Raw genomic sequence first — 26760 nt, 5'->3', positions numbered from 1 at the left:
GTGGACATTTTTGGTTTTGTCCACCCCAGTAGCACATAAATTGGGAATAAGGTAATTACCAATTAAAGAGAAAATCTGCTACTATAATAATAGTTGTAAATCTTTTCAAGCTAAGGAGAAATCGGATGAGTAAATTATTAGAATTGGATCAGGTTAGTGGTGGCTACCATAAAGGCAAACCAGTTTTGCATGATATATCCTTTTCCGTCAATAAAGGTGAGATTGTTGGTTTAATTGGATTAAATGGCGCAGGTAAAAGTACAACGATTAAACATATTTTAGGTTTAATGGAGGCGCAGGCGGGTGAAATTCGGATTAATGGCAAAAGATTTCTAGAAGAGCCGAATGAGTATCGGCGATCGTATTCATACATACCAGAGACACCAATATTATATGAGGATCTGACGCTACAGGAACACTTACATGTGACAGCGATGGCTTACGGCTTAACTGAATTAGAGTTAAAGGAGAGAAGTGCCTCACTTTTAAAAGAGTTTCGCATGGAAAAGATGCTGAATTGGTTTCCTGGACATTTCTCAAAGGGAATGCGTCAAAAAGTAATGATTATGTGTGCCTTTTTACTATATCCGCCGCTTTATATTGTTGATGAGCCATTTATTGGTTTAGACCCTATTGCGATTAAATCGCTCTTAAATCATTTTGTGGCAATGAAGGAAAGTGGCGCCGGAATTTTAATGTCTACCCATATTCTATCTACTGCAGAAAGATATTGTGATCGCTTTATTATGCTCCATCACGGAAAAATCATTGTAGAAGGAACTTTAGAGGAGCTCAGGGTGAAAACGAATATGCCTAACGCTGCTTTAGATGACATTTACATTGAGATAACGAAGGAAGATTAAATATGAATAGTATTCAAAAATTATGGAGTAAACGAGCGAAAGAATACTGGAATATGGCAATTCGCTACTTACGTCTCATTGGTAACAGTGGCTTTTTGTTTGCCATTTATATTGCAATTATTGTTGGAAGTTATTATTATAGTGAATTATTAAAGTGGCTCCCTGACTGGTTTCCAGCAACAATCTTCTTAGCGGTTATAACAGCTCTCCTGTTAACGAAAAGCCCACTTAGGACGTTTATAAAAGAAGGAGATCTCGTTTTTTTGTCACCTGTAGAAGGAAGACTAGCATCTTATTTTCGCAGCTCTTTCTATTACTCATTTATCATTCAAAGCTTTGTACTTGTATTAGTCATAGTATTGTTAACACCTTTGTACCGCCATTTTATCGCAGATGATGCGATGGCACTTTTGTTTGTCATCATTGTCTTGTTTGTGAGTAAAGCTTGGAACCTTTTAGCCCAATGGGAAGAAGGTAGACTTCTATTTACAGGTTGGCGTATTACTCATAAGCTGGGAAGGTTTGTAATTAATGCAACGTTAACCTATTTCCTATTTGCAGGGGCAAGCATTTATTTTCTACTAGCTATTTTTGCAATCAAAGTGTTGTTATTGTTCTTCTACTATCAACATTTAAAGAAACAGCATAGCTTAAAGTGGGAATATTTGATTGAATTAGAGGAACGAATGGTCATGTCATTTTATCGGATTGCCAATATGTTTACAGACGTACCGAAATTAAGTACGAAAGTAAAACGACGTAATCCTTGGAGTGCAATTCCAAATATGCTTGCTTTTAAACAAGAATCAACTTTTAACTATTTATATTTAAAATCGTTTATTCGCGCAAATGATTACTTTGGAATATATGTACGTTTACTAATCATCGGTATTGTCCTAGTTTTTTATGTCCAATTTGATTATGGAAAGCTGTTTATTTCAATCCTCCTCCTCTATATGTCAGCACTGCAGCTTTCAACACTGTGGAATCATCATCAGCTAAAAATAATGACTGACTTGTATCCAATTGAGGATAAAGTAAGAGAACGATCGTTTCGGACTGTTGTTTTTTCTTTGCTTGTCGTAAAAACGGTCGTCTTTACTAGCGCAACAATTGTGGCAACTATGCATTTTATCGAACCTTTACTAGTTTTTGGTATAGGGATTATCGGTAGTTACGTATACTCCTATATCTTATTGCTTAAAAAGAAGGAATGATGAACGCTTTGGAACAGGAAGGGATCGACTATGACAGAACTGTATGATGAAAAAGCAAGAATAGAACTACAGCGTTGGCAACGGAAGGTCTGTAAAGATGGATTTTTTGCGAAGAAGTATGCTAAAAAATTACAAATAAAAATTAATGAACGGATTCCTGAAAAAGTACACGAGCTCTTTACGACTAGCATTAAAAATATGATCAATGCGACATTAGTAGGTTCGGAATATACAACGACAACCATCCCGTTAGAGGAGGTAACTCTTTTCGAGCGTGAAGTTAGATTACAGGAAAAAATAAAGTTCTATAAGAAAACCGCCGCCATCGAGGGAGCCGGTACAGGAGCTGGGGGAATACTCCTTGGAATGGTTGATTTTCCATTACTTTTGTCGATTAAAATGAAATTTCTATTCGAAGCAGCTAGTTTGTATGGCTTTGATGTAAAAGATTATCGTGAAAGACTTTATATTCTCTATCTTTTCCAGCTTGCATTCTCTAGTGATGTTAAAAAGAAGGAAGTTTTTGCGAAACTAAAGAACTGGGAAGATGTAAAAGCGCAGTTACCAGAGAAGGATGTCTATCTCGAAGAAATTGATTGGAAAGCGTTCCAGTTAGAATATCGCGACCATATAGATTTATTGAAGTTGCTCCAGCTAATTCCTGGTTTCGGGGCAATTGTAGGAGCTGTTGCCAATTATCACTTTCTCGAAGTACTCGGTGAAACAGCAAAAAATGGCTATCGGATGAGGCTGTTAATGTAATTTTAATGTGGTTGCATATGGAAAAAATATCAGAGAGCTGTTTAAAGAGGTACTTTCTCTAAACAGCTCTTTTCAGTATTATTTTTCGTTTGAATAGTACAATGCTAGTTCACCTAATAATCTTGCTGAGATTAGTAGCGATTTTTCATCGATATCAAATTTAGGATGATGATGCGGGTAGGCTTTTTCCCAGGCAGGATTTTTCGCTCCAGTAAAAAAGAATGCGCCTTTAACATTTTGGAGATAGTAGGAAAAGTCTTCGCCACCCATTTGTGGAACCATATCCTCTACTTCAATGACACCAGGGGTTTCTTTTGCTAATCTCGCCACTTGAACAGCTTCATCATGATGGTTTACTAGTGCTGGGTAACCTCTTTGATAATCAACAGTACCAGTAACATCTCCAGATAAACAAACTCCTTCTACAACTCTTTTAATTTCTCTTTCAAGCAATGTTTGAACTTTCTCATTAAAAGACCTGGCTGTTCCGATAATCTTTACACTATCAGCGATGACATTAAATGCATTTTTTGCTTCAAACGATCCGACTGAGATTACTGCAGCGTCCATTGGGCTCACACGACGACTAACAATTTGTTGAAGAGCTAATACTGTTTGCGCACCAATGACAATAGAGTCCTTCGTTTCATGAGGTTTTGCCCCATGACCACCTTGGCCTTGGATCGTGATTTCAAAGCGATCAGCAGCAGCCATAATTGGTCCAGTTTTATATTGAATTTTCCCAAGAGGTTCTGTTGCCCAGAGGTGGGTCCCGAATATATAGTCGACACCCTCTAAACAACGATCCTCTATCATTGCAATAGCGCCACCTGGAGCTAGTTCTTCGGCATGCTGATGAATGAATACAATCGTACCTGATAGTTCATCTTTTAGTGAATTCAGCGCTTTTGCCAAACCTATTAAACTGGCAGTATGCCCATCATGTCCACAAGCATGCATGACGCCAGGTACCTTCGAACGGTAGGAAACATCCTTTTCATCTTGAATTGGTAAGGCATCAAAATCAGCTCTTAATGCTACTGTTTTGCCAGGTTTTTTCCCTTTAAGAAGGGCGACAACACCACGACCACCAACATTTTCACGAACTTCATGTCCTAGTTGTCGATGGTAATTAGCAATCAGTTTTGGTGTTTCTACCTCATGAAACGATAATTCAGGATTTTCATGAAGATGGCGCCGAAGCGAAACCATTTCCTCGTAATTTTCATCGATAGCTGCAAATAGTTTTTCTTTCATAAACTTACCTCCGTTTTTTAAAGCCCCAGGTGAAACCTATTTTTTGGTATTAACAAAATGTCGCTGGATTTCCTTGAACTAGCCTCTAAAATTCGATAGAGTTTTACAGCGAAGAGAAAGGGAAGACAGCGACTATTAACTGAGCTATTAATTTAAAAATTAAAAGGGATATATTGCGCTAAATAACCTGAAAGTCTTGCAAACAAACCAGTATATAACATAATACCTAGGACAATCATTATTGTACCACTGACTTTTTGGATCATCGGAATGAATTTATTTATTTTTCTAATCTTGTTTAAAGATCTTGAATAAACTAAGGCAACAATTAGAAAAGGGATGCCCATTCCAATCGAATAAATAAACAATAGAAACATTCCAGCGACCATTGTTTCTTGTGCAGCTAACGCTAGAATCGAACCTAATACTAAACCAATGCAAGGTGACCAACCAGCCGCAAATACTAGCCCAAACAATACAGAGCCGAAAAAGCTAGTTGTTTTTTTCGGTTTTGTTTGTAACCGTTTTTCACTCATAAGCATTTTAATCGAAAATAAACCTAACATTTGTAATCCTAGTACGACAATAATAATGCCACCAATTTTTTCAAGAAGTTCACGATTTTTCATGAAGATTTGACCTAAAAACGTGCTTGAAGCACCTAAAAGCAAGAAAATAATTGTAAACCCTAAAATAAAGCCAATACTTCTTGTAAAAATAATTTTCTTATCTACATTTAGCTGGTTATTAGAAATTTGTGTTCCTGTTAATTGCGCTAAATATGCTGGTACTAACGGAAAAACACAAGGCGATAAGAACGAAATAATTCCTGCAAAAAATGCAATCCAAATTGATATAAACGTGAATTCTGTAATGTACAAAGTAAACACCTCTTAAATTGTTATTGGTCTTGAGTATTGTGATAGGTATGTTCCTCTATTCTATCTTATCATGGACAATTGTTAACAAACTGAAAACAATTTTGTAACTTTATGATATCTCTCTTCGTATGGAAAAGAAAGTCGTATACATTCATTACTTGTCGATTTTACGTTAAAATAGTTTTAAATTACAGGTTAGATGATAAAGACTTCTAGAAATATCTTAAAAATTCTAAACTGGTAGTGTCGGCAATACGTTAATAAAGGGGGGGACGGTCATGATGCGAAAGAAAATTTTGATAGGTGCGCTATTGTTTTTTATTATGCTACTGTTAAGTTTCTCTATTTATATAAGTATTATTATCGCAGGAAACTATGCAATTGATAATAGAAAGCTTGTCATGGATGCAACGACAACTTTAGTTGATCAAGATGGAGAAGTTATTACTAAATTATTCGTAGAAAACCGCGAGATTGTTGAAATTACCGCTGTTCCCCTTCATGTCCAAAATGCGTTCATAGCAATGGAGGATGCCAGATTTTATGATCATCGAGGGATTGACTTTCGAGCAATTGGAAGGGCACTCTATCGAGATGTTGTTGCTCGTGGAAAAGTTGAAGGTGGGAGCACGATTACCCAACAGTTAGTGAAAAACACCTTTTTAACCAATGAGAAATCATGGCTAAGAAAAACAAAAGAAGTGTTAATATCGATAAATTTAGAGCGTAACTATAGTAAAGAAGAGATATTTGAAATGTACTTAAATCGGATCTACTTCGGTCATGGTGCATATGGAATTCAAGCCGCTTCAAAACTGTATTTCAATAAAGAAGTTAGTGAGCTGACGGTTGATGAAGGTGCACTTTTAGCAAGTTTACCGAAGGCACCAAATACGTATTCACCATTTAATAATCTAGAACTTAGCAAACAAAGACGAGACTTGACATTAAGTGTTATGGAACGAAGAGGCTATTTAACAGCAGATGAGGCTGTAAGGCTCCAAGGGAAAACGATTAAGGTAGACTTCAATAAAATAACTGAAAATCCTGCTTTTTTAACGTACATTGATATGGTTTTAGAAGAAGCTGAAGCTCTATATCAACTGTCAAATCATGAAATTTTAAAGGGCGGCTATATGATTGTAGTCCCAATGGATATAAAACTCCAGGAAAAATCGTATCAGTTATTTCAAAATCAAGAGTATTTCCCTGAAGGTGGACCTAGTCAAGACGTAGAAGGAGCTCTTATATTATTAGATAATCATTCAGGCGGGGCAGTTGTCGCTCAAGGCGGACGAAATTATGTTCGAAGAGGATTAAATCGTGTCCATATGAAAAGACAGCCTGGCTCAACCATCAAGCCTTTAGTTGTTTATAGCCCAGCGCTAGAAACTGGGATGTATCAGCCTTATAGCTTGCTTAAAGATGAGTTAGTCGATTACGAAGGATATCAACCACGAAATTATAACAATCTTTATGAGGGTCAGGTGACGATGTATGATGCTATTAAAGATTCCTCTAATGCGGCAGCAGTTTGGCTCTTAAATGAGCTCACTGTTACTAAAGGAAAAAGTTACTTAGAACAGCTTAATATCCCTATTGAAGAAGAGGGGCTTGCGCTTGCTTTAGGAGGGATGTCAGAAGGGTTATCGCCACTTCAACTTGCCAAGGCATATCGTCCTTTTGCTAAAGGGGGAGCAATGGTTGAACCTTATTTTATCAAAGAAATATATGACCGTAACGGCAATAAGATTGCTGAAAGAACAATTATAGAACAGCAAATACTAACTCCACAAACAGCTTGGTATATGACAAGAATGCTCGAAGCAGTTGTTAACGATGGGACAGGAAAGCATGGCGATGTTGAGGTTGCGTTAGCAGGGAAAACTGGAACAACTTCATACACTGAAATTTCTGGGGCGACAAGGGATGCTTGGTTTGTTGGCTATACACCTAACTTGGTAGGTGCTTTATGGATCGGCTTCGACCGGACTGATCCAGATCATTATTTAACTGTTGGAAGTTCGGTTCCGACAAGAATATTTAAGGAAATCGTAAACGTAGAGGCAAGCACGGTCTCCTTTGTAAAGCCGGACGATGTTAACGAGTTAGAACCACCAATACGCTTTGTTGACATTAATGACTTACAAGCAGACCTTACCTTTAAAGGCTTTGGTTTAAATGTTAGGTTAAATTGGACCCCTGCAACTGACGAACGACTACATTACCATATTTACGAAGTTAGCAGCACTGGAACATTAACGAAGGTTGCTGATGTCGAAGGAGTGGGTGAATATATTGTACGTGGTGTTAATTTATTTTCCCTTAATGAGTATGTTGTGAAACCGTTTAATCCACAAACAAACCTTGAAGGTAGTCCTTCAAATCAAGCAAAAGTGAACTTTTTATTGTCAATAGACTAGAGGCTGGGACATAACAATCAGACACCGCCAGGAACCAATATAGACATTTGATTAAATCTGTCTATAATTAGTAGGTTCCGCGTGGTGTCTGATACTTTTGTCCCCGCCTCTTTGTTTTAGGGAATATTGATGCTTTCTCTTTTTGCTTTTTCACATAATGTTTCGAGTATTGGTTAAAAATACTATTACTATAAAAGTATGGGTAGGGGAATTTATGAATGATTTTATGGATAGAGTATTTGGGTTTATGCCGTATCGTGGCATTTTCTGGACAGCATTAGGTTTATGTATATTCATGACTGTCATTCAGCGTTTATTTGATTGGATTACAAATAAAATTATGTTTCCTTGGATGGAAGAGGAAAATCAGCAACAAAGGAAAACGCTTGAACAGGTCCAAGAAAAAGAGTAGGTGAAGGTTGTGAGTATAGGTAGCTACCAAATTTCAAAGCTAGAAATAGTAATATCGTTAATATCGATGATAGTTGGAGTTGGTGTTCTTACTTTACCTCGTGCTCTTGCAAACACTGTAGGAACTCCAGACGGCTGGATCTCTCTATTAATCGGAGCAGCAATTAATATGTTTTTAGTCTATTTAATTGTACGTTTACAGCGAAACTATCCAGGAATGTCGTTAATTAAATTCATTAGTAATAATGTTTTTGGGAAATATTTAAGTAAAGCACTTGCGCTTCTTTTTATCTTCTACTTTATATTCCTACTTGGTTATGAAGCACGGGTATTAACGATCATCATTCGCATATATCTCCTTGACCGTACGCCGTCAGAAGTAACGGCAGCGTTAATATTTTTAGCAACAACCTACGCTGTCACGAAAGGTATACAAGGGATTGTTCATCTAAATTTACTGTTTTTTCCAATAATTGTAGTTGTTTTAGTAGGGTTAGCGTCCTTTACTATTCCTCAGGCCGAATTTGATGTTTTGCTCCCAATTGCAGCTGATGGCATTAGACCAATTTTAATGGGTGTTACTGATACTCTCTTGGCTTTCTTAGGAATAGAAATTCTGTTTTTCTTTCTTCCATATGTAACGTCAAAAGATCTAAAGGCCAACTTTTTTAACATGAGTATTGCTTTTTTGACTTTTTTATATATGACCATAGTTGTTCTATGCTATGCAGTTCTTTCTTTTGAAGCAACGGCAATAAATGCATTTCCGCTAGTTGAATTAGCCAAGGAAGTTGAAATAATTGAAGGGTTAATTGAAAGAGTAGAGCCATTGTTGATTACAATTTGGATTATGTCAATCTTTAATACAATGGCTATGATACATTTTCTAGCAGCGAAAATCATCAAAGAAGAATTCTTTACGAAAACTCGTTTTTCAACTATTGCCATTTGGATCGTTTTTTTTGGAGTATTTGTCACTTTTGGTCCTAATTCAATTCAGGAGACTTTTACTTTTGGTGATTATACCGCTTATTTTGGTTTTTCTTTAACCATACTGAGCTTATTTTTTGGGTATATATTTGTTTGGCTGAAGAAGAAAAACAGTCAGCAAACGAAGAGTGAGGCGATATAAGCCAATGAGGAAAGTTATTTTAGCTGTATTCATATTAGTATTTCTGACATCTTGTTGGGATTTAGTTGAAATTGAACAATTAGGTTTTGTACTAGCAGTAGCATTGGATCCATTAAGTGAGGAGGAATTAGACCAGTATAAAAAACAGTTTCAAAAAGAAACAGGGGAAGCAATTGATCATCTGCATAAAACTACGTATCAAGTTGTTATCCCAAGTACGATCGTTGCAGAAGGGGGGGGACTTGAACCTGAACCGTTTTTTAACATTGCTACGATTGGAAGAACGAATTTTAAAATGAACCGCCATATTGCCTCTAGGCGTAGCCGAAAGCTAAATTACGAACATTTAAAGGTCATCATACTTAATGAAAATTTAGTGAAGTCAGGGGAAATTGGTAAGTTGATTGATTTTTATATTCGCGACCATGAGATGCGTCGTAACACGGTTATGTTAATTTCGAAAGGATGTGCTAGTGATGTGATCGCCAATAAACTACCTCTTGAGCTTATGCCTGCTATATCTATTGATATGATTCATGAGAATTACGGTGTTCATCCTGGTATGCCTTCCCCAAAACCTATCGGTGATTTAGTTACTAGTGTTCTCAATGAAAAAAGTTATATTGTTCCTCGTGTTACAGCTAAAAAAGGGAAGGATTTTGTAATAACTGGAGCTGGTGTTTTTTTAGGTAAAACAAATGAGTTAGTAGGATGGCTCGGTGAAATAGATATAATTGGCTATAATTTAATCCATTCTGAATCGCAAAATATGGTAATTGAAGTTAGTGTAGATGATCAGCTATTTAATTATGAAATAGATAATGAAGACGCTGTCATTACATACGAACGTAAAGACGGAAGGGACTATTTTCAATTAAACATTAAAACGGAAGGCTTCTTTGTTGAAAGCTGGTTGGAAAACGTTGAGCTTGGTAATGAACAAACAAACAAAATGTTATCAGAGGCAATAGCAAAACAAATTGAACGAGTAGCAACTGATGTAATTTTGAAGATGCAACGTGAATTTCATGCAGATATTTTTAACTTCCATAGCTATGTTAAGAGAAAAGAATACCAGTATTGGAAACAAATAAAAGATGAGTGGGATGGCGAGGGGGGATTTTTCTCAAAATCGATAATTGAGGTTGATGCCGAAATTAAGATTAGACATCATATGACACAAGAAGAGATGACGTAGGTGAACAAATGTTTAACAAACTTTTTTCAAAGTTAAATACAACGAAGATTCGATCAACTGATGAATACAAAATAGAGTTTAGTGGTGACATTGTTGAAATGGTTCAAACAATGAATAAAATTGTTGGTGAAAGTGATGATGTAATCCAACGAGATTTCCTTATCGGGAAAAAAATAAAGGCAACACTATTTTTTGTGGACGGTTTAAGTAACTCAGATAGCATTGAAGAAAGTATCATCCGTCCACTAATCTATTTTGTAGATAATACGCGGTATAACACAGAAGACTTTATCACTTATCTTGAAAATGAGGTAGTCACTTTATCAGATTTAAAAAAGGAGTCTTCTCTTGACAAAGCGATCTTGCCGTTTTTATCAGGAGAAACGATTTTAATTATTGACGGTATTAAAGAGCTACTTCTTTTTAAAACTGGTCAATATAAACAGCGTAATATCGCCGAACCAGAGAGTGAAATTGTTGTCCGTGGACCACGAGATGGTTTTGTAGAGTCATTAAATACAAATATTTCGCAAATTCGTAGAAGGATTAGAGACCCAAATTTAACCGTTCAATTAGGGTCGTTAGGGAGAAGGGCGAAGAGTGATTTTGCGCTTTTATTTATAAAAGGAGTTGCCAATGAAACTTATATTCAGGAAATGCGCTATCGAATTTCTTGTATTGATACTGATCAGATTATTGATACAGGAACACTAGAACAATACGTCGAAGACAATGCGCTATCCGTCTTCCCGCAAGCATTAAGAACGGAACGGGTTGATAAAACCGTTTCGGCGTTAATGAATGGTCAAGTCGTCGTTTTACATGATGGAAGTCCGTTTAGCTTAATGGCGCCAGTGACATTTCATATGTTATTTCGTTCTCCAGAAGACTATTACGATCGCTGGCAAATCACCTCGTTTATTCGTATATTACGTTATTTGGGTGCTTTCATTGCAACTTTTCTCCCAGCTATTTATGTTGCGATTGTTTCTTATCATCAAGGAATGATTCCGACAACACTTGCCCTTTCGATAGCTGGATCACGTGAAGGGGTCCCATTCCCGGCCTTTATCGAAGCTATTGCAATGGAAATAACAATTGAATTGTTAAGAGAAGCAGGGGTCCGTTTGCCACGAGCAGTTGGACAAACGATTGGGATTGTTGGTGGACTTGTTATAGGTGATGCTGCAGTTCGCGCTGGTATAGTGAGTCCAATTATGGTTATTGTAGTAGCTTTGACCGCGATAGCTTCCTTTGCAATACCCGCATATAACGTCAGTATTACGCTACGTTTGCTTCGCTTTATGATGATGTTGAGTGCAGCTGCTTTTGGGTTATATGGAATTGTTATTGTTTATATTTTTTTGAATATCCACTTAGTAGGCTTAAGAAGCTTGGGTACATACTATACGTCACCTTTTGCCCCTTATCGTTTTAATGAATGGAAAGATTTAATTATCCGGTTGCCGTTAAGTGTGTTGACTGAGCGATTTACCGAATTAAAACCAAAAGATAAAAAACGTCAAGGATGAAAAAATATATCAAATTTATGAACTTTTCTATTTCTGAGCAAAATTGTTAGGAAAATCACATTTAATAAAAAAAGCTAAAGGTAAAATGTAATTAACTTTTAAAAAAGATCAATTTTATGACAAGTTGTTCGAAAATCTATACACTTATTCCGAGAAAGGATATAGTTAATAAAGTGTATTAGAGAGATTAAAATAAATAAATGTTTACTAAGTGAGTGAATTTCATAATTACCTTAATCGAGCTATATCAAAATAAAAGTGGTTGCGAATGGTTTCTTCGCAACTACATTTAGAAATTAGTTGCGAAAATAGCGAATTATGAAATTCATTAAAGTACTAACTAATAGAAAGTACAAAGTATGAAGGGTGAGGGTACAATGACTACAAATCAATTTAATGACAACTTTTTAAAAGCTACTAGAGGAGAAAAGGTTTCTCATGTTCCAGTTTGGTATATGAGACAGGCAGGGAGATCACAACCTGAGTATCGAGCGATAAAAGAAAAATATTCACTTTTTGAAATTACACATCAACCGGAGCTTTGTGCTTATGTAACGAAGCTACCAGTAGATCAATACAACAATGATGCAGCGATACTTTACAAAGATATTATGACACCGCTTCCTGCAATCGGTGTAGATGTTGAAATTAAAGCTGGAATTGGACCAGTTATTGCAAATCCAGTAAGGACGTTTCAAGATGTTGAAAGATTAGGTACAATTAATCCAGAAGCGGATGTTCCTTATGTTTTAGATACAATTAAGCTGTTAAGAGAGCAATTGACTGTACCATTAATTTCCTTTGGTGGTGCACCGTTTACACTTGCGAGCTATATGATTGAAGGCGGGCCTTCAAAAAACTATAATAATACAAAGGCGTTTATGTATTCACAGCCTGAAAGCTGGTTCCTACTTATGGACAAACTAGCAGACATGACGATTACGTACTGTAAATCGCAAATTAACGCAGGTTCACAAGCGATTCAAATATTTGATTCTTGGGTTGGTGCATTAAACGTACAAGATTATCGCACGTTTATTAAACCTGTCATGCATAAGATCTTTACAGCTCTTAAGGAAGAAAACGTGCCTCTAATTATGTTTGGTGTTGGCGCTAGTCACTTAGCAAATGAGTGGCATGATCTTCCGTTAGATGTAGTTGGTCTAGACTGGAGATTATCAATCAACGAAGCAAGTGAGCGTGGCATTAAAAAAGCTGTACAAGGAAATTTAGATCCAGCTCTTTTACTTGCTACTTGGGATGTAATTGAGACTAAAACGAAAGAAATCTTGGATCAAGGATTGGCTCACCAAGGTGGGTTTGTGTTTAACTTAGGACATGGTGTCTTCCCTCAAGTTAACCCTGATACATTACGTAGATTAACTGCTTTTGTTCATGAGTATACAGCGAATAAATTATCATAATATAAGGTGTCAAATGTAGTGAATGAGTCTAGAGTTGTAGAAAGCTTAAACATAATAAGCTCTTTACAGCCCTAGGCTTTACATGCTATACGCGAGACTAGAGAAGAAAGGTGTAATGAAAATGTCTAAAAAAACAATTGGGTTACTTGTTATGGCTTATGGTACACCTCGCAGTATTGAGGAAATTGAACCGTATTACACTCATATTAGACGTGGCAGAAAGCCTTCAGAGGAAATGCTTCTAGAATTAACAGAGCGTTACGAAGCAATTGGTGGTATTTCGCCATTAGCAAAAATTACCGAAGCGCAAGGTCAAGGTTTAGAGAAAAGGCTGAATGAATTGAATGAGGATGTAAAATTCAAACTTTATTTAGGATTAAAGCATATTGACCCATTTATCGAGGATGCTGTTGACCAAATGAAGGCAGATGGTATTGAGGAAGCAGTAAGTATTGTTTTAGCTCCTCACTACTCAACGTTTAGTGTAAAGTCTTACAATGGTCGTGCTAACGAACATTCCGAAAAAATTAATGGACCTAAAATACATAGTATTGATAGCTGGTATGATCATCCGAAATTTATACAATATTGGACTGATGAAATTACCAAAACAATGTCTACCATGTCTCAAGACGAGGTTGAGAAGGCCGTCGTTATTTTCTCAGCTCACAGCTTACCAGAGAAAATATTGCAATACGGTGACCCTTATCCAGACCAATTAAAGGAAACTGCTGACCTAATTGCAAAAGAAGCAGGTATTAAAAATTATACGATTGGCTGGCAAAGTGAGGGGAACACACCTGATCCATGGATTGGTCCGGATGTTCAAGATTTAACTAGAACTCTTTACAACGAGCACGGCTATACAGCCTATGTATACTGTCCAGTGGGGTTTGTAGCTGACCATCTAGAGGTACTTTATGATAATGACATTGAATGTAAAATTGTCACAGACGAACTTGGTGTAGCATATTACCGTCCAGAAATGCCAAATGCGAAGCCACAATTTATTGATTGCTTAACAGATGTCGTTATGCAGAAATTAAATGAGAAAGAAAGTGGAGACTAATGAGTAAAAAGAGAGTAGCAATTATTGGTGGAGGAATAACTGGGTTAACGGTTGCTTACTACTTACAAAAAGAAATCTTAGCGAATAACTTACAATGTGAGTATCGGCTTATTGAAAAGTCAACAAAACTAGGTGGGAAAATTTCAACAGATTATCGCAATGGCTTTGTGATTGAGTTGGGACCTGACTCCTTTTTAGGTAGGAAACAAAGTGCGTCACGCTTAGCTAAAGAAGTTGGTCTGGAAACTGATTTGGTTCATAACGGCGGTGGCGGTGCTTTTATTCTAAATAATGAAAAGCTTTATCCGATACCAGGTGGAGCAATTATGGGAATCCCAACGCAAATGGCTCCGTTTGCGACAACGAGACTTTTTTCACCACTAGGGAAACTGAGAGCAGCTGGCGATTTAATTTTACCGAGGGCTAGTGACCCTGACGTTGATATGTCTTTAGGAAGTTTCTTCCGTAAACGTCTAGGTAATGAGGTTGTTGATAACTTAATTGAGCCATTACTGTCTGGAATTTATGCTGGAGATATTGACAAATTAAGTTTAATGGCAACATTCCCTCAGTTTCATCAAGTAGAACAAAAGCATCGTAGTCTTATCTTGGGTATGAAAAAAGCTACACCGGCAAAACCGAAAGCTGCACCGAAGTCAAAGCCAAAAGGAATGTTTCTCTCTTTTAAAAGAGGCTTACAGTCATTAGTAGATGGCGTTGAGAAATATTTAGATGAAGAGGCTATCATTAAAGGTGTTGGCCTAGACAGTCTAGTAAAAAAAGGTGATGCCTATGAACTTTCTTTTTCTAATGGGAAAACAGAAATTTTCGATTATGTAGTAATGGCAACTCCACATCATGTCACAGAAGAAGCGTTGCGAAGTTATTCTTTCGTCGAACCGCTTGCGGATATACCATCGACTTCAGTTGCTACAATTGCAATGGCCTTCCCACAAAGTGCCATTAAAAAAGATATTAATGGAACAGGGTTTGTTGTCTCAAAGAAAAATGATTACAATATTACAGCCTGTACGTGGACGCATAAAAAATGGCAACATTCGACTCCAGAAGGTTATGCTTTACTACGTTGTTATGTAGGCCGTGCTGGTAACGACGCAATTGTTGACTGGTCTGATGATGAAATTATTGATGCGGTTTTAACCGACTTAAATAAAACGATGCAAATAGATGCGAAGCCGGAGTTTTCGATCATTAAACGGTGGAAAAACTCAATGCCACAGTATGTTGTTGGACATAAGCAACGCATAGATGAGTTAAAAGAGCAGCTTCAAAAGCAACTACCAGGTGTTTACGCTATCGGGGGTTCGTTTGAAGGAATCGGACTTCCAGACTGTATTGACCAGGGCGAAGCTGTCGTTGAAAAATTAAAGAAGCAATTAGTGTAAAAAAAGAAGAGGGGAGCCGTGGCTCCCTTCTTCTTTTTAGTTTCCTGAAATAATTTTATCAAGCAACGAAGTATCAACAAAACCTTCTAAATTAGGTTCTTGATCAATAAAGTCTAGTTCATATGAAGCAGTAGCCCATGCTTGAAGTGCATCTGCATGTGTTTCAGTTGTCACAACCATACGCTTCCAAGCATTTTCTAACACTGACTCAGGAAGTCTTTGTTGTGATAAGTTGAATAGTAGATCATTAATTGTTGCCAATGTATCTTCTGTATTTTCATACGTGTAATCAACAGCGCGTTTGTGTGCTTTTAAAAATTGCTTAACAGTTTCTGGGTTATCCTTTAAGAACTGTGGAGTTGTCACGACAACAACACTAGCTAAAGTCTCTCCTAAATAAACTTCATTCCATTCAGTTATCACCTTTGCTCCGAACTCTTCAACTAAATAAGTTCCCCATGGTTCAGGTGCAGCAGCAGCATCGATTTCTCCTGATTCAAACATTATCATCATATTTGCAGGATTAACGCGAGGTTGGTGGTCAACGACTCCACCACGTCTTGTCGTTGTTAAGCCCATATCTTGTAGCATAATTTCTAGCTGCACATTATGGGTGCAACCATTACCAGGCGTGCAAAAAGATTTATTTGCAAAATCTTCTAATGTTTCAATTCCTGAACCTTCTCTTGCAACAATAAGTGTTGCACCGTTAGCGGCTGCTCCTAACACTACAATGTCACCACCAGCTAAAAAGTAGTTTATTGCAGGTCCAGGTCCAACATAACCAAGTTGAATGACATTATTATCTAAAGCCTCTATAAAGTCATTTCCATTTGGAAAAGAAGTATAGTCAACATTTATGTCTTTCATTTCTTCTTCAAAATAACCTTTCTCTTTTGCGATAATAGCGGCTGCGTGATCTAAATTGGGAAAAAAGCCAATTGAGACATCGTCAGATTTAGACGAACCGCAAGCAGTTAAAACTCCAATTAATAAAATAAATAATGTTCCTGTTAAAATTTTTTTCATCTGTCATTCCTCCATATATAAATAGTTTTTACAATACATCTTTTAACTTTTGTTATTAATATTAATTTACTTAGACAGCCCCCAACGAGTCATAACTCTTCTTTCGATAGGTGCAAAAATTAAATATTCGACAATCAAACCAATGATCGAAATAATAACCATAATTGCAATGACTAAATCCATATTAAACATGTCTCTCGCATCAAGCAGCGTTCTTCCTAAACCACCACGTCCTAACAATTCACCGGCCATTAAGGCGCGCCAACCAAATGCCCAAGCTAATCTTGCGCCAGTTAAAGCAGCCGGAATTGAGGCAGGGATCATGACTTTCCAAACGAGCTCGGAACCCTTATATCCCATCGTTAGAGCAGCTCTTATTAGAAGTGGCTGAACATTTTTGATCCCCATTCGCACATTCATTGTCATCGCCCAAGTTCCACCCAAGACAATAATAAAGATGATTGCTGTATTTCCTTGCCCGAAAAAGATAAGTGCGATTGGAAGCCAGACGATACTTGGAATTGATTGAAGCGCAATTACTAAAGATCCAAGTGTTTCATCAGCAAGTTTGGATTGACCTAATAAAATTCCTAATAATATCCCAATAATAAGAGCTAACGTAAAACCAAGACTAATTCTTTGTAAACTAGTAATTAGGGCCGTACTTAAAATACCAGTTTCAAAGAAACCTTTGTACAATTGTTCAATCGCTCCACTTGGTGATGGGAAAAATCTTGTTTTAAGAAAGCCGAATTCTACATTTAACCTATATATGCTCTCCCATATTGCGATTAGAGCCGTAAAGAAGGCTAGCCTTCTTAGTATTGTAGTCATCACCCATCTCCTCCTTCATCACTTTCTCGATCTCACCAGCTAATAAACTCATAATATCTTCTTCTAATTGAATAAACTCTGGTGAAGAAGGCTTGCGTGGTCTCGGAAGATTTACTTTAAATTCTTCAATAATTCTACCAGGTCTTGTTCCCATTAAGACAATTCGATCTGACAAAAGAACTGATTCACGAATATTGTGGGTAACAAAGATAATTGTTTTGCCGGTTTGTTCCCAAATAAACTGAACTTCTTTGTGGAGCATTGATCGTGTTTGTTCATCTAAAGCCCCAAAAGGTTCATCCATAAGTAATATTTCAGGATCCATTGCAAGAGCTCGAGCAATTGAAACGCGTTGCTTCATCCCTCCGGAAAGCTCATGTGGATAAGAACGAACGAACTTACTTAAATGAACTAACTTTAAATAGTCTAAAGCCTTCTTTTCAGCCTCGATTTTACTTATCTTTTGTTTTTTTAAACCAAACATAACATTCTCTAAAACTGTAAGCCATGGCATTAAAGCTGCTTCTTGGAAGACAACGCCACGATCTTGTCCTGGCCCATTTATTTCCTTTGTTCCAATTTGAACAACACCATTACTTGCTTTATCAAGTCCAGCGATAATATTTAATAAGGTTGACTTCCCACACCCTGAAGGACCAAGTAAGGATATGAATTCTCCCTTTTTAATTGTTAAGTTAATGTCATTAAAAACGGTAAATGAAGTTTTTTCATCTTTATTGGTAAACGTCTTTTCAACGTTTTTTATTGTAACGTGATCCACTAGCAAAACCTCCAAACTTCATTAAAAATATTAATCATATGTTTTTACTCGGAATTAAAGTACTCTTAGTATATGATGGATAATTCTAGCTGTCAACTGATAAAATACTCAAAAAACGCATTTTTTTTCAAGATTAGGAGAAAATGTTGGTAAAAATCGGGGAATAAGATTGTTTATAAAGATTTTTATGATAACATATAGTGTAGCGAAACAACTGAACTTGCATAGCATGCCTCGATGCATGTACAAGTCTTGGATGTTTTTGTACGTATTGCTTTGTTGACGGACAAGGCTTTTCTTGTTTACACCTATAATAAGGCAGTTTGATTAGTACCGATTGGCAAGCGACTCCCTCTATAAACTTTCTATTGGCCCAATCTTTTTATATAGGAATAAACAAGGCAAATTTTATTGGAAATAGGTGTTGATATGAAAGAGGAGTGGAACATCTTACAAGTACTTCGACATTCTCGCCACGATTGGTTGAATGTAATTCAGTTAATAAAAGGCAATCTTGCCTTGAAAAAGTACGAACGTGTAGATGAAATTATTCAAGAAGTTGTTAATCTTACACAACATGAGAGTAAGCTTTCAAACCTTAATATCCCCACTTTTGCAAGTGAAATTCTAGTGTTTAATTGGGGGAATGGCCATCATTTTCAACTTGAGTTTGAAGTGATTGGAGAGCCCCAAAATCTAAATATGTTTGAAGAGCATTTGTTGAAGTGGTTCGATCAGTTTTCGCGTGTCTTAAATGAGAGTTGTGAACAATATGGCGAAAATCATGTACTGTTAACGATAGAGTTACTAGAAGACGATCTTCCCCGTTTTACTTTTGATTTTAATGGGGTGTTAGTTCAAGACGAAGAAATAAAAAAAATTGTTGCTAACGAAAACAGTAGGAATGAACAGATGGTATTAGTGGAATCTTATATTAGTAAGGAAGAGTTTTACGTAACGTTTAAGCTACAAGCTTAAATGAACGACATTGAAGAATTTTTGAGGTGAAAAGATGTTTGTAGATAAGGTTACAGTTTATGTAAAGGGTGGCGACGGTGGTAACGGTATGGTTGCGTTTCGTCGCGAGAAATATATTCCTGATGGTGGTCCAGCTGGTGGAGATGGAGGAAATGGAGCTAACGTCGTTTTCGAAGTCGAGGAAGGCTTAAGAACATTAATGGATTTTCGTTATCAACGCCATTTTAAGGCGCAACGTGGAGAACATGGTCGTTCAAAAAGCCAACATGGAAAGAATGCCGGTGATTTTATTATAAAAGTCCCACCGGGAACAACAGTTATTGATGAAGATACGAAAACAACCATTGCTGATTTAGTTAAGCATGGGCAAAGAGCTGTGATTGCTAAAGGTGGTCGTGGTGGTCGTGGGAACTGTCGTTTTGCAACTCCTACCAACCCAGCACCAGAGATTGCTGAAAATGGTGAACCTGGCCAGGAACGCAATATAACACTAGAGCTTAAGCTTCTTGCAGATGTTGGACTTGTAGGTTTCCCAAGTGTAGGTAAATCAACTCTTTTATCAGTAGTTTCTTCTGCACGACCAAAAATTGCCGAATATCATTTTACTACGATCAAGCCTAACTTAGGTGTTGTTGAGGTAGAAGAAGGCCGAAGCTTCGTTATGGCTGATTTACCAGGTTTAATTGAAGGTGCGCATTTAGGAGTCGGTTTAGGCCACCAATTTTTGCGACATATCGAACGAACAAAAGTGATTGTTCATGTCATTGATATGTCAGGTTTAGAAGGAAGAGATCCTTACGAAGATTATGTGAAGATTAAACAAGAATTAAAAGAATATAATCTTCGTTTAACGGAGCGTCCAGAAATCATTGTCGCTAACAAGATGGACATGCCTGACTCAGAAGAAAACTTAGTTGAGTTTAAAGAGAAATTAGGATTGGATATTCCAATATTCCCAATCTCAGCGATTACTAAAAAAGGATTAAGAGAATTAATTCTTGCCATTGCCGATAAAGTAGACACAACATCCGAATTCCCACTTGGTGAAGAGGAAGAAGTAGAAAGTAGAATTGTCTATCGTCATGAAAAAGCAGAAGAGCCATTCAAAATTACCAGAGAAGATGATGGTGCATTTGTTCTTTCTGGTGATGCTCTTGAGAAGCTCTTTAAGATGACAGATTTCACAAGAGATGAATCTATAAAACGCTTTGCCCGTCAAATGCGAGGGCTAGGTGTTGACGCTGCACTCCGTGAGCGGGGAGCAAAAGATGGAGATCTTGTTAGGATCTTAAAATTTGAATTCGAGTTTATTGAGTAATTAAAAGAGCTGCCTTTCTAGGTAGCTTTTTATTTAGAACTGTTTATGCTTAGAAAATATCGTCGTGACTAACTTCAAATGTAAACTGCACTCTTATTAAAATTAATTATTGTTGTCAAAATAGTCTTACAAATTTATAATGTATTAATAGCAATTTTCAGGGGTGGTTTTGGTGTCCAAGAAAAATAGTGATGAATTTTATTTAGTCAAAGCTGATATTTTGTCAGAAGCTATGCAAAAAACGTTAGAAGCAAAGGCTTTGTTAGATAGTGGTAAAGCGAAAAAGATTAGCGAAGCAGTCCAAGCTGTTGATTTAAGTAGAAGTGCCTTCTATAAATACAAAGATAGTATTTTTCCATTTCATACTATGGTTAAGGAAAAAATTATCACCCTGTCTATTCATCTTGAGGATCGGTCAGGAACGTTGTCAAGATTGCTATCAGTTGTAGCTGAGGCTGGCTCAAATGTATTGACAATTAATCAAACAATACCACTGCAAGGGCGAGCAACAATCACTTTGTCAATTGAAACTGCCTCTATGAGTATTGAAATTGATAAATTAGTAAAGCAAATTCAACAACTAGATTTTGTTGTGAAAGTAGAGCTAATAGGTTCAGGAGCTTAATTTTCGAAAGGAGTACATGATGAATAAAATTGCTTATTTAGGCCCGAAAGGAACGTTTACTGAAGTGGCTGCAAAAGCCGTATTTCCTAATGATGAGCGAGTTCCATTTTCATCAATTCCTGATTGTATGGACGGAGTTTCTAATGGGAGTGTGGAGTTTGCTGTTGTTCCAATCGAAAATGCTATCGAGGGATCCGTTAATTTAACGATAGATTATTTAATTCATAATCAGAAACTTATGATTAATGGTGAAATTATTGTTCCAATTGAACAACATTTATTGATTCATAACAACCATTATCATAATTGGGCAAAAATTGAAAAGGTGTACTCTCATCCCCATGCGATCGCCCAATGTCATCAATTTCTCCGATCAATGCTCCCAAACGCTAAGTTTGAATATACAAACTCGACCGGAGCGGCAGCTGACTTTGTTGCGAGGCATGGTGATGAGCCGATTGCTGCTATTGGCAACCATTTAGCTGCAAAGCAATACAACTTACAAATAGCTCAAAGTAAAATCCATGACTATGAAAATAATCATACTCGTTTTGTTATTTTGAGAAATGAAAAAATCAATCTTTCAGAAACATCGTCACTTTATATTGGCGATAAGACGACATTAATGGTAACATTGCCTGCTGATTATCCTGGCGCGCTCCATCATGTCCTTTCTGCATTTGCTTGGCGGAAGTTAAATCTTTCAAAAATTGAATCAAGACCCATGAAAACAGGACTTGGTAATTACTTTTTTGTGATTGACGTAGCTATGAAGTTGGATGATGTTTTAATCCCAGGGGCAATTGCAGAATTAGAGGCGCTTAAATGCCAAGTAACGTCATTAGGTAGTTATCCTTGCTTTTCATTATTAAAAAAGGAATATGATATAAAAGTCGAAACATAAGCAAAGAGAAAGAGGCTGGGACAAATCAAAGTGTCAGACAACGCCAGGCACCGAATATAGACATTTATAAATTTGACTGTCTATATTTAGTAGGTCCCGCGTGGTGTCAGACACTTTTGTCCCAGCCTCTTTCTGTGTAATTTCTTCAGTGTTTCTTGAACAAGTCATCACTACCGGAACAAAGAGCAGTACTGTAATAGGAAGCGATTGACGTTTTCACCCCTGGTTAATTTTTGGAGGTTTTTTATTAATTATCTTCAGTACTTAATAGATAACCAGCTTCAGATAAAGCCTGACATATTTCCTCAAGAGTTTCTCTTTTTCTTGCTTCTATTGTATGAAGATGAACTCCGTCAGTAAGTTGTGATAATAGAGAAGCCTTTGTTGTTTTCATTTTTGAAATAAATAGCTGAACATCCCGACGATTTCTAATCATTAAGGAAGCAGTTAAATCTCCGTAAACAGGGTGTTCTACTGCTACATCTTTAACAATTCCTCCATAATCTACAATAATATTCAATTCGTGCTCTGTTTCTTCTGGAAGGTGTTGACAGGCAATCACTCTAGAATATAATTCGGTTTTAGATTGTTCCTTAAAGAAAACATATCCTTGTGCTGTAGCAAGTATTGGATAGTTTCTTGCTTTTAATATAGAAATGTCTTGTACAATTACTTGGCGACTAACATTTGTTCTTGATGCTAACAATGTTCCGGTAATTGGTTGTTCTTCCTCCATAAGCCAATGTAAAATTAAGTCTCTCCGCTCTTCACCTAACACCTTTTTCTTTTGTTGCTTCATATTGAGTCTCCTTACGTAAAGAAATTTTCAACAATGTTTTCAAGAGCAGTTGCAGTATCCTCGATATGAGCCTGAGTTGTTTGTTTTCCTAAAGAAATTCGAATTAACTCAGTAGCAGCATCCTTGGGAAAACCAAGTTCAATCATTGTTTTTGACGCGTTCTGTTCACCAACCTTACAAGCTGTTCCAGTTGAAATCGCAATATTTCTCTTGTTAAGCTCTAACATTACCCATTGACCTTCAATTCCGTGAAGTCTTAAAGATAGATGGTGATTGAGGCGTTCTTGATTATGACCAACAAGGCTGTACGAGATGTTTTTCTCAGATAGTCGTTGCAAAAGTAACTGACTTAATTCTTTTAAACGATCACTTTCTTGTGCCATTTCGTTACAAATAATCATTGCTGCTTCAGCAAAGCTTGCGATAGCAGGAACATTCACCGTTCCTGCACGAAATCCATTTTCATGTGATGTATTAGGAATAATCGGCTTCCAGTCTGTTTGCGGTGAAATATAGACTGCCCCAACTCCTTTTGGACCATATACTTTGTGGCTTGAAAGAGAGAGACTATCAACGTATCTCACATCTACTGGAATCTTCCCAAAAGACTGAACACAATCACTATGAAAGAGGATCTTTTTTTCTTTTAAAAAAGCCCCAATTCCCCTTAAATTTTGTATTGTTCCAATATCAGAATTTGCGTGCCCAATTGAGACGAGAATCGTATTTTCTTTAATCGCTTTTTCGAGTGTGGAAAGTGATACTTTTCCATCTTGATTTACCTCTAAAAATGTAACATCAAACCCTTCTTCTTCTAATTGTAAAAATGTGTTTACTACGGAAAAATGTTCAATGCTTGTTGTAATAATATGTCCTTTTTTTCCTTTTACTAAGGACTTAATTGCTAAATTATTTGAATCAGAGCCACCGCCAGTAAAAAAAATCCCCTTCGGATCAGCATTTATACAATTGGCAATTGCTTTGCGAGAATGTTCTAACAAATTTTTTGCTTTAGAGCCTTCATCGTGGAGGCTACTAGGGTTTCCGAAAAAACTAATGGCTGCTTTAGAAAACACATCCAATGCTTTTTCTGACATAGGGGTTGTCGCACAGTAGTCTAAATAAATCATTACAAAGCACCTCTTTCTATTAAAGTTGTTTGTGGAAATGGTCTTTACCAGAGACTTGTCAATAATTCGTGATTATATTTTAGTATCTCTTTACTGTAACCGCTTCATAAAGTTTAACTAACTTTAAGTATAAAAAAAGTCTTGTCACTAGTTTAAAAGTATGTAAATATAGGTGTCAAGACAGTTGTATGATTAGTGTAAGTTAATAGTAACATTTAAAAGCAATAAATAGTACTCGAAAAGTAGAAAGGCAGAGACGTTGGTGGCTAGCCAAGTGTATAGATAAACAGTCTAGTTCCCTGGAGAAGGAGGAAAAGTATGAAGATAAAAAAAGCGGAAGTGGTTATCATTGGCAGTGGGCTTGCTGGTTTAATGACTGCAGATTATCTTTGTGATGATAAAGATGTGATGCTTATCACAAAGTCGCAACTAAATCATAGTAATTCTTGGCTCGCGCAAGGTGGGATTGCTGCTGCGGTTACTAAAGAAGATCATTGGCATGATCATTATAATGATACAATCGTGGCTGGTGGCTTCCATAATCGTAAAGAGACGACAGAGCTCCTTGTGAAGCACGGAACTAGGCTAATAAAAAGACTTATTGATATTGGAGTAAGTTTCGATAAGGATGAAAACAATGAGCTCGCACTTGGGATGGAAGGTGCTCACGGAAAAAGAAGAATTCTTCATGCAGGTGGGGATGCCACTGGAAGAGTAATAGTTGAAGCAATTATGGCGAGAGTTATTCCAAAAATTACAATTTTCGAGAAAGAAATGGCCTATGATTTACTTATTGAAAATGGTGTTTGTCGGGGTGTTTACACAAAAGATGAGGATGGGAACATTTGGCTAATTGAAGCTGACCATGTAATCATCGCAACTGGAGGCATTGGTCAACTTTATTCAGCGACATCTAACTGTCATGAAGCCACTGGTGATGGAATTGTCATGGCATATCGAGCAGGAGCTGCAATTGTTGATATGGAGTTTATTCAGTTTCATCCGACACTTCTAATGAATGGGGACAGTAGTTGTGGTTTAATTTCAGAAGCGGTGCGTGGTGAAGGTGGAAGACTTGTAACCGAAGATGGTCAATTCCTTATGGAAGGCAAGCATCCAATGGAAGACTTGGCACCGCGAGATATTGTAGCACGAGAAATATTTAATGCAAAGTTAAAAAATAAAAAAGTATTTTTAAATATAAAAGATGTTGATCATTTTCCAAGCAGATTTCCATCTATTTATGAGATGTGTCTTAGAAACCCTGAGGTCTTGGAAAGTGGCATGTTACCAGTTGAACCTGGCGCTCATTTCATCATGGGTGGAATTAAGGTAGATGACTCGGGACGAACAACACTACGAAATTTATATGCAGTTGGCGAGTGTGCCTATACAGGAGTTCATGGCGCTAATCGGTTGGCTAGTAATTCTTTGTTAGAGGCGGTTGTTTTTGCAGAACGTTTATCAAATTCTATTTCGTCTGCTGAAGCCGTAAAGCAAAGTAATGAACAAAGCCCAATAGTTTTGAAACCATATAATAAACTATCACTTCCTACTAAACAAGAAATCCAAGCGGTAATGGACCGTTATGTAGGAATTATTAGAACTAAAGAAGGATTACAAAAAGCTGTTTCATGGTTTGAACAGTTTTTAACAATTATAAATGAACAGAACCATTTACAACTATCCGCTCAAGAAAAAATTATTTGTAACATGTTAACCATTGGATTATTAGTGGCAAAATCTAGTTTAATGAGGAGAGAAAGTCGTGGTGGGCATTATCGATCCGACTATCCTTCTACAAACGACGCCATGTGGCATGGTTACAGAAACGTTTTTTTTCGTGGCGAGTTAGTTCAAGAGCGTTTTTTTGAATTATCGGAAATGATTTGCTAAGAAAAATTTCCCTGAAGTTAAAAGGAGTTGTCCATTCATGAATAGATTAAAGTTAAGGGCCATGTTAGGAACATTTTTTGAGGAAGATTTAGGATTTGGTGATTTGACAAGTGAGTCAATTTTTACAGAAAAAGATTTCGGTTACGGAGTTTTTATCGCTAAAGATGATGGTGTTTTTTGTGGAGTAGAGGTCATTAAACAAGGGTTTTCACTGTTAAACGAGAGTGTATCAATTGACCTTCATCTTAAAGATGGTGATAACGTTAAAAAGGGCGAAAAAATTGCTACGATCGAAGGCCCTGTCATTCATTTATTAGCAGGGGAACGAGTGATCTTAAATTTAGTACAGAGAATGAGTGGGATTGCTACTCTTACGAAGCGAGCAGTGACGATGGCAAATAGTACTCATACAAAGATTTGTGATACGAGAAAAACAACTCCAGGCTTGAGGTTGCTAGAAAAATATGCGGTTACTTGTGGCGGAGGCTACAATCATCGTTTCGGCTTATATGATGCAGTTATGATTAAGGATAATCATATTGCAGCTTCAGGCGGTATTGGTGAAGCAGTTCAAAAAGTTAGAGAAAAGTTAGGTCACACTGTAAAAATAGAAGTAGAGACAGAAACGATGGAAGATGTCATCGCAGCAGTGAAAGCAAAAGCCGACATTATTATGTTCGATAATCGTACCCCAGAAGAGATTATTCGTTTTAAAGAGTTAGTGCCAAAGGGCATTATTACTGAAGCTTCAGGTGGAATAACAATTGAAAATATCGCAAGCTATGCTCGTACCGAAGTAGATTATATTTCCTTAGGGTTACTTACACATTCAGTGAAAGCGTTAGATATAAGTTTTAATATTGAAGTTTAATATTCTATTTAGGAAATCTA

24 protein-coding genes are annotated in these 26760 nt (G+C 36.9%); 17 read left to right on the top strand and 7 right to left on the bottom strand.

Annotation, left to right across the window (positions count from 1 at the left end; translation table 11 throughout):
• The first annotated feature begins 125 nt into the window (after nucleotides 1–125).
• From ACK4M9_RS00430 to ACK4M9_RS00420, 3 genes are read left to right on the top strand one after another with little or no spacing between them, the layout of a single operon-like run.
• Nucleotides 126–863, top strand: coding sequence for an ABC transporter ATP-binding protein (locus ACK4M9_RS00430; RefSeq protein ID WP_409846716.1), 738 nt, complete (start codon nucleotides 126–128; stop codon nucleotides 861–863).
• A 2-nt stretch (nucleotides 864–865) separates the two neighbouring features.
• Entirely contained in the window at nucleotides 866–2080 is a 1215-nt protein-coding gene (locus ACK4M9_RS00425; protein ID WP_409846715.1) for an ABC transporter permease, read from the top strand.
• A 30-nt stretch (nucleotides 2081–2110) separates the two neighbouring features.
• Nucleotides 2111–2842 (top strand): EcsC family protein, encoded by a 732-nt coding sequence (locus tag ACK4M9_RS00420; protein WP_409846713.1) that lies wholly within the window; start codon nucleotides 2111–2113, stop codon nucleotides 2840–2842.
• Between the two features lie 78 nt (nucleotides 2843–2920).
• On the opposite strand, the gene ACK4M9_RS00415 is transcribed toward ACK4M9_RS00420, so the two are convergent.
• Nucleotides 2921–4099 carry a M20 family metallopeptidase gene (locus tag ACK4M9_RS00415; RefSeq protein WP_409846711.1) on the bottom strand — a complete coding sequence of 393 codons (1179 nt, stop codon included), beginning with the start codon at nucleotides 4097–4099 and terminating at the stop codon, nucleotides 2921–2923.
• Nucleotides 4100–4251: 152 nt separating this feature from the next.
• On the bottom strand, nucleotides 4252–4980 hold the full coding sequence (locus tag ACK4M9_RS00410) for a cytochrome c biogenesis CcdA family protein (RefSeq protein WP_409846709.1): 729 nt from the start codon (nucleotides 4978–4980) through the stop codon (nucleotides 4252–4254).
• A 281-nt stretch (nucleotides 4981–5261) separates the two neighbouring features.
• Between ACK4M9_RS00410 and ACK4M9_RS00405 the strand changes: the two genes are divergently transcribed.
• The 8 genes from ACK4M9_RS00405 to hemY all read left to right on the top strand — a co-directional run bounded on the left by ACK4M9_RS00405 (nucleotide 5262) and on the right by hemY (nucleotide 15575).
• Complete coding sequence (locus tag ACK4M9_RS00405; protein WP_409847335.1) at nucleotides 5262–7403, top strand: transglycosylase domain-containing protein; 2142 nt, start codon at nucleotides 5262–5264, stop codon at nucleotides 7401–7403.
• Nucleotides 7404–7617: 214 nt separating this feature from the next.
• A complete protein-coding gene (locus ACK4M9_RS00400; RefSeq protein ID WP_409846707.1) occupies nucleotides 7618–7815 on the top strand; it encodes a hypothetical protein in 198 nt (65 codons plus the stop codon).
• A 9-nt stretch (nucleotides 7816–7824) separates the two neighbouring features.
• Nucleotides 7825–8946 (top strand): GerAB/ArcD/ProY family transporter, encoded by a 1122-nt coding sequence (locus ACK4M9_RS00395; protein ID WP_409846705.1) that lies wholly within the window; start codon nucleotides 7825–7827, stop codon nucleotides 8944–8946.
• Between the two features lie 4 nt (nucleotides 8947–8950).
• Nucleotides 8951–10144, top strand: coding sequence for a Ger(x)C family spore germination protein (locus ACK4M9_RS00390; RefSeq protein ID WP_409846704.1), 1194 nt, complete (start codon nucleotides 8951–8953; stop codon nucleotides 10142–10144).
• 8 nt (nucleotides 10145–10152) lie between these two features.
• Nucleotides 10153–11676 carry a spore germination protein gene (locus ACK4M9_RS00385; RefSeq protein ID WP_409846702.1) on the top strand — a complete coding sequence of 508 codons (1524 nt, stop codon included), beginning with the start codon at nucleotides 10153–10155 and terminating at the stop codon, nucleotides 11674–11676.
• A gap of 377 nt (nucleotides 11677–12053) precedes the next feature.
• Nucleotides 12054–13100, top strand: a complete 1047-nt coding sequence (gene hemE / locus ACK4M9_RS00380) for a uroporphyrinogen decarboxylase (RefSeq protein WP_409846700.1) — start codon at nucleotides 12054–12056, stop codon at nucleotides 13098–13100.
• 121 nt (nucleotides 13101–13221) lie between these two features.
• Nucleotides 13222–14169, top strand: a complete 948-nt coding sequence (gene hemH, locus ACK4M9_RS00375; RefSeq protein WP_409846698.1) for a ferrochelatase — start codon at nucleotides 13222–13224, stop codon at nucleotides 14167–14169.
• Nucleotides 14169–15575 carry a protoporphyrinogen oxidase gene (gene hemY / locus ACK4M9_RS00370; RefSeq protein WP_409846697.1) on the top strand — a complete coding sequence of 469 codons (1407 nt, stop codon included), beginning with the start codon at nucleotides 14169–14171 and terminating at the stop codon, nucleotides 15573–15575. The genes hemH and hemY overlap by 1 nt, the downstream gene beginning before the upstream one ends.
• A 36-nt stretch (nucleotides 15576–15611) precedes the next feature.
• Here the strand turns inward: hemY and ACK4M9_RS00365 are convergent, their stop codons facing one another.
• The 3 genes from ACK4M9_RS00365 to ACK4M9_RS00355 form a co-directional block, all read right to left on the bottom strand.
• The gene (locus ACK4M9_RS00365; RefSeq protein ID WP_409846695.1) at nucleotides 15612–16604 is read right to left on the bottom strand and encodes an aliphatic sulfonate ABC transporter substrate-binding protein; all 993 of its coding nucleotides are present in this window, start codon (nucleotides 16602–16604) and stop codon (nucleotides 15612–15614) included.
• A gap of 66 nt (nucleotides 16605–16670) precedes the next feature.
• Nucleotides 16671–17438: an ABC transporter permease gene (locus ACK4M9_RS00360; protein WP_409846693.1), complete on the bottom strand. Its 768-nt coding sequence runs from the start codon at nucleotides 17436–17438 to the stop codon at nucleotides 16671–16673.
• On the bottom strand, nucleotides 17371–18219 hold the full coding sequence (locus tag ACK4M9_RS00355) for an ABC transporter ATP-binding protein (RefSeq protein ID WP_409846691.1): 849 nt from the start codon (nucleotides 18217–18219) through the stop codon (nucleotides 17371–17373). Before ACK4M9_RS00355 ends, ACK4M9_RS00360 begins: the two co-directional genes overlap by 68 nt.
• Before the next feature lie 429 nt (nucleotides 18220–18648).
• Between ACK4M9_RS00355 and ACK4M9_RS00350 the strand changes: the two genes are divergently transcribed.
• From ACK4M9_RS00350 to pheA, 4 genes are all read left to right on the top strand, one after another.
• Nucleotides 18649–19197 carry a Spo0B C-terminal domain-containing protein gene (locus tag ACK4M9_RS00350; protein WP_409846689.1) on the top strand — a complete coding sequence of 183 codons (549 nt, stop codon included), beginning with the start codon at nucleotides 18649–18651 and terminating at the stop codon, nucleotides 19195–19197.
• A gap of 34 nt (nucleotides 19198–19231) precedes the next feature.
• The gene (gene obgE / locus ACK4M9_RS00345) at nucleotides 19232–20515 is read left to right on the top strand and encodes a GTPase ObgE (RefSeq protein WP_409846687.1); all 1284 of its coding nucleotides are present in this window, start codon (nucleotides 19232–19234) and stop codon (nucleotides 20513–20515) included.
• Nucleotides 20516–20687: 172 nt separating this feature from the next.
• Complete coding sequence (locus tag ACK4M9_RS00340; RefSeq protein WP_409846685.1) at nucleotides 20688–21140, top strand: ACT domain-containing protein; 453 nt, start codon at nucleotides 20688–20690, stop codon at nucleotides 21138–21140.
• 16 nt (nucleotides 21141–21156) lie between these two features.
• Nucleotides 21157–22044 carry a prephenate dehydratase gene (pheA, locus tag ACK4M9_RS00335; protein ID WP_409846683.1) on the top strand — a complete coding sequence of 296 codons (888 nt, stop codon included), beginning with the start codon at nucleotides 21157–21159 and terminating at the stop codon, nucleotides 22042–22044.
• A 247-nt stretch (nucleotides 22045–22291) separates the two neighbouring features.
• On the opposite strand, the gene ACK4M9_RS00330 is transcribed toward pheA, so the two are convergent.
• Nucleotides 22292–22843: a transcription repressor NadR gene (locus tag ACK4M9_RS00330; protein ID WP_409846682.1), complete on the bottom strand. Its 552-nt coding sequence runs from the start codon at nucleotides 22841–22843 to the stop codon at nucleotides 22292–22294.
• A gap of 11 nt (nucleotides 22844–22854) precedes the next feature.
• Nucleotides 22855–23973, bottom strand: a complete 1119-nt coding sequence (locus ACK4M9_RS00325; RefSeq protein ID WP_409846680.1) for an IscS subfamily cysteine desulfurase — start codon at nucleotides 23971–23973, stop codon at nucleotides 22855–22857.
• Nucleotides 23974–24291: 318 nt separating this feature from the next.
• Between ACK4M9_RS00325 and nadB the strand changes: the two genes are divergently transcribed.
• Nucleotides 24292–25869: an L-aspartate oxidase gene (nadB, locus tag ACK4M9_RS00320; protein WP_409846678.1), complete on the top strand. Its 1578-nt coding sequence runs from the start codon at nucleotides 24292–24294 to the stop codon at nucleotides 25867–25869.
• A 37-nt stretch (nucleotides 25870–25906) separates the two neighbouring features.
• A complete protein-coding gene (nadC, locus tag ACK4M9_RS00315) occupies nucleotides 25907–26740 on the top strand; it encodes a carboxylating nicotinate-nucleotide diphosphorylase (protein WP_409846676.1) in 834 nt (277 codons plus the stop codon).
• Nucleotides 26741–26760: the final 20 nt, after the last annotated feature.

Origin of the sequence: Anaerobacillus sp. (assembly GCF_046314235.1) — a bacterium.
Taxonomy (GTDB): Bacteria; Bacillota; Bacilli; order Bacillales; family Anaerobacillaceae; genus Anaerobacillus.
The sequence above is the reverse complement of the archived record's forward strand: the minus strand, read 5'-3'. Positions and strand labels throughout refer to the sequence as shown.